The organism is Microvirga sp. P4_G7, from assembly GCF_056401005.1.
The window spans coordinates 1-4,305 of record NZ_JBFUKD010000302.1; the positions used below are offsets into that span (position 1 = coordinate 1).

At 63.1% G+C, this 4,305-nt stretch carries 5 protein-coding genes; 3 read left to right on the forward strand and 2 right to left on the reverse strand.

Annotated elements, in window-relative coordinates; genetic code table 11:
* The coding region (locus AC1DT3_RS13250) for an ATP-binding cassette domain-containing protein (protein ID WP_477465717.1) at nucleotides 1-319 on the forward strand (319 nt) is incomplete at its 5' end.
* Between the two features lie 89 nt (nucleotides 320-408).
* On the opposite strand, the gene panC is transcribed toward AC1DT3_RS13250, so the two are convergent.
* Nucleotides 409-1,251, reverse strand: coding sequence for a pantoate--beta-alanine ligase (gene panC / locus AC1DT3_RS13255; RefSeq protein WP_477465718.1), 843 nt, complete (start codon nucleotides 1,249-1,251; stop codon nucleotides 409-411).
* A 118-nt stretch (nucleotides 1,252-1,369) separates the two neighbouring features.
* Between panC and AC1DT3_RS13260 the strand changes: the two genes are divergently transcribed.
* Nucleotides 1,370-2,077 carry a DnaJ domain-containing protein gene (locus AC1DT3_RS13260; protein ID WP_477465719.1) on the forward strand — a complete coding sequence of 236 codons (708 nt, stop codon included), beginning with the start codon at nucleotides 1,370-1,372 and terminating at the stop codon, nucleotides 2,075-2,077.
* A 69-nt stretch (nucleotides 2,078-2,146) separates the two neighbouring features.
* On the opposite strand, the gene AC1DT3_RS13265 is transcribed toward AC1DT3_RS13260, so the two are convergent.
* Nucleotides 2,147-3,727 (reverse strand): serine hydrolase, encoded by a 1,581-nt coding sequence (locus AC1DT3_RS13265; RefSeq protein WP_477465720.1) that lies wholly within the window; start codon nucleotides 3,725-3,727, stop codon nucleotides 2,147-2,149.
* A gap of 249 nt (nucleotides 3,728-3,976) precedes the next feature.
* Here AC1DT3_RS13265 and AC1DT3_RS13270 point away from each other — a divergent pair.
* On the forward strand, nucleotides 3,977-4,305 hold a 329-nt coding region (locus AC1DT3_RS13270), incomplete at its 3' end, for a phasin family protein (RefSeq protein WP_477465721.1).

Sequence of the window (4,305 nt, forward strand, 5' to 3'; positions counted from 1 at the left end):
GCAGGATCGAGCGACGCAAATCCTCACGTTTCTCGGGCTCGGTCAGCGTCTGACGCATCGGCCCGGCGAATTGTCAGGCGGCGAGCAACAGCGCGTCGCCATCGCCCGCGCGGTTGCGAATGCGCCGCGTCTTCTCCTGGCCGATGAGCCGACTGGCAATCTAGACCCGCAGACGGCGGACCGCGTCTTCCAGACTCTCGTGTCGATCGTGCGCGCTTCTCGCCTCGCGGCTCTGATCGCGACGCACAATCTGGATCTCGCCGCCCGCATGGATCGCCGCGTGACCATCCGCGACGGGATCATCGTCCAGCTGCCGTAAGGCCCTCCGTCATTCCTGAGCCGCGCAGCGGAACCCAGAATCCTCTCGCTTTCGCTCGCCCCGGAACGACGGGACGATGCAGCCGGCACTCACGCCTCGATATTGTCGATCAATCGCGTTGCGCCGAGCCGCGCGGCGACAAGGATGCGCATCTTCCGTGAGAGATCCGCAATCGGCGCGAGGGTCTCTGCGTCCCGCGCTTCCAGATAGTCGAGCTCGAACTCCGCCTTCGACAGCACGGCACGCCCCGCTTCGAGGGCCGACGCGACGTCGCCGCTTTCACGAATTTCCTCGGCGCATTGCTGGAGTGTCAGATTGAGAATGGCGGCCTGCTCGCGCCCGTCATCGGTGAGATAGCGGTTGCGTGAAGACATAGCCAGCCCGCTCTCCTCGCGCAGGGTGGGGCCGGACACGATTGCGACAGGCATATGCAGGTCCGCGACGATGCGGCGGATCACGGCCAGCTGCTGGTAGTCCTTCTCGCCGAAGACGGCGACGTCGGGCTGAACCAACTGGAAGAGCTTCGTCACGACGGTCGCGACGCCTTGAAAATGGGTTGGCCTGAAACGGTCTTCGAGCCCCGCGCTTGCGGGTCCCGACAGACTCACGATCGTGGAACCGCCCGGTGGGTACATGGTCTCGACGCTCGGCGAGAAGACCAGGTCGGCGAGGCCGGACACCTTCTCGAGATCGGCTTCCAACGTGCGCGGATACTTCGAGAAATCCTCGTTGGGGGCAAACTGCGTCGGATTGACGAAGATCGATACGACAACCCGGCCGGCGTGTTCGCGCGCCAGACGAATAAGGGACAAGTGTCCCTCATGAAGCGCTCCCATGGTCGGCACGAGCGCGACCCGGTTGCCCGTGCGTTTCCAATCCGCCACTCTTCGGCGAAGGTCGGTCGTGGATTCGACAACAGGCGTCGACGTCATCAAGGGCCTCCCCCAATCGCTCCGGTGTCRCTACCAAGGCGGCGCCGACCGCRCAATCGTCATCTTTCCGTTTACAAGAGGATCAAGGCACCTCACATGAGCTTCAGGGGTTGAAACCATGATGCTGCTTTATGGTCTCGCGACCGTCGCCCTGGTGTGGTGGTTGTCGAAGTTTTTCGTCCGTACCGATGCTGCGGCAATGGCGAAGGCGATGAAGGTGGTCGGTGGCGTCGGGGCACTCGGTGCAGCCATATTGGTCGGCATCAAGGGCCGGTTCGACATGGCGATCCTGCTGGCCGGGTTCGGTGCCTGGGCGCTCGGTTGGGCTCGGTTTCCGCTGCCCTGGCAATTCGGCGGGCAAGCGGGGACCCATCGCATTTCCCGCATGCGCTCGGCGCTGATCGAAATGGAACTCGACCACGGCACCGGTGCGGTCCGGGGATTGGTGCTCGCGGGCGCTTATTCCGGCCGCCAGCTCGACGAACTCGATCGTGCAGCGCTATTCCGGCTTCACGACGAATGCAGGGCCATGGATCCCGAGGGGCTCGCGCTCCTAGAGACTTATCTTGACCGCCGGTTTTCCGGCTGGCGTGAACACGCTGAGCGCGATGGTCACGCGGGGACGCGCCGCCAGGCGCAACCGGGCGCGATGACGAAAGAGGAAGCCTACGAGATCCTGGGGCTTCAACCGGGGGCGAGTATCGACGATATCCAGCGGGCGTACCGCACGCTGATGAAGAAACTCCATCCCGATCAGGGGGGTACGACGTACCTCGCCGCCAGGGTCAATCAAGCCAAAGACGTGCTGTTGAGCCGACATCGCTGATACTCCACGCGCGATCCGGTTGGTCGAACGGGCGGCGGCATCAAACACATGCCGCTGTCCGAGATCTTATCAGCCTCGCGAAGCGAAGCAGGAGAAACCACTGCGCTTGAGCGCCTTGCAGGCCATTTCCGCGTCGCCCGACTCGCTGAACCCAGAAAAGCGGGCCCGGTAGAGGGTCGAACCGTCGCGAGAGATCTTTTCGGTGAACGGAGAAGCCTTCACGAGGGCTTTTCCGGCCTTCGCACGGGCATTGTCGAGAATGTCGCGCGCCTTGGTTTCGTCGTCGGTGGCGCCGAGCTGAATGATCCAACCGGTGACCGCCGCGCGCTTGGCCTCGACCTTGGGCTCTTCGGCCGCCACCGGAACGGCCTTCGGATCGAGCGAAGCAACTTTCAAGGGAGCCGGAGCCGCCTGGACCCGTTCCTGGGTCTTCGGCGCGGCGGTCTCTTGTGTTTCTGCTGCAGCGGCTGCGGCGTGGAGCGCGGCATAGGCCTGCGTATCCTTCGGCAGCGCATCAGGACCCTTCTGCCAGCGAACAGGCGAGGAGGGCGTTGTCGTTCCCGACGCACCGACGGCCGAGGCGACGACTGGGCGAAGCGAGTTGAGATCGAGCGGCTTGCGAGCCGCGGGGGCTTCGGCAACCGGCTGAGGAACGGGAGCGGGCGGGGGAACCGGAACCGGTGTCGTGGCAGCCGTGGTCTCGACATTCGCCGATGCAATGCGCTGCGGAGCCGCGTCGGCGACCATCATGCGTCCTTCGCCAACGGCGGGGACCTGACGAGCGCCGGCATAAGCGCGTGGCAATGTCGATCCGATGAGCGAGGCCATCTGCTGATCGCGGCCGCGGGCGGAGCGACCACCGAGCACGATGGCGACGACATGGCGATCGTCGGTCTTCACGTTGGTCATCAGGTTGAAGCCCGAGGCGCCCGTGAATCCGGTCTTGATGCCGTCGACGCCTTCGACGCGACCGAGCAGGTTATTGTGGTTCTTGTGGCTGGCTCCGGCATAGCGGAACACGTGCGTGCTGAAATACGGGTAATACTTGGGAAAGCGATCCTGGATGGCACGGGCAAGAACCGTCAGGTCCCGCGCCGTCGTGATCTGCCCAGGGTTCGGCAGTCCGGAAGCGTTGCGGTAGACCGTGCGGTTCATGCCCAGGGCGCGGGCCTTGCGGGTCATCATTTCGGCAAAGGACGCTTCGCTGCCACCGAGATTTTCCGCCACGACGACGGCAATGTCGTTGGCCGACTTGGTCACGAGCGCCAGGATGGCGTCCTCGACCTCGATGGAGCTGCCGGCGGGCAGCCCAAGTTTCGACGGCGCCTGACGCGCGGCATTGGCCGAAATCTGGAGAGGGGTATTGAGCGACAGCTTGCCCTGTTCCAGCTGCTCGAACAGCAGGTAGAGCGTCATCACCTTGGTGATGGAAGCCGGATGGCGCAATTCGTCTTCGTTCTCGGCCTGCAACGTGCGGCCGGTCTTCACGTCGACGACCATCGTGGCGTACGGGGGACTATACCCTCCGCCCGCTGGGCGCTTCTTGCGCGCAGCCTCGGCAGGCGAGGAGAGAGCGACGGCAACCGACGCGGCCAAGCCGACGACGACTGCGATCTTCTGAAGTCCAACCCAAGTGCGAACCAAATTCATCCTGTTACCGTCCCTGTCTCGTAGGTCTCAGGCCCTCGCCGACGCCCCATTCGCTGGGATCGTTGCCGGCGCATCACAGTCTTCGACGGTAGGAGTTTGCGGTTACGGGGGGGTTAATAGAGGTGGTAAAAATGACTTTTTGTGCATCGCACAATGATGCTTGACTTTTATTGTGCACTGCACACATACTAACTCTACCGCGCAAGCCATCGCATTCGCAAGAGGACAGCGCCCCGCGCTGACAGCAATATGTTCCCCAACATCGATCAATTTCAGAAATTCGGTCAGGACAACCTGGAAGCGACCGTCAACGCACTCGGGACTTTCTCGAAAGGCGCCCAGACGATCGCCGCCGAGACGGCCGATTACGCAAAGAAGAGCTTCGAGAACGGTTCTTCTGCCATCCAAAAGCTGACCGGCGCCCCGTCCGTCGAGAAGGCTGTCGAAATTCAGAGCGCCTATCTGCGTGGCGCATATGAGGATTTCGTCGCTCAGTCCACCAAGATCGGCGAGCTCTATTCCTCGTTCGCTCGCGAGGCGTTCAAGCCTTACGAGAGCTTCGTGACCAAGCCTTTCGC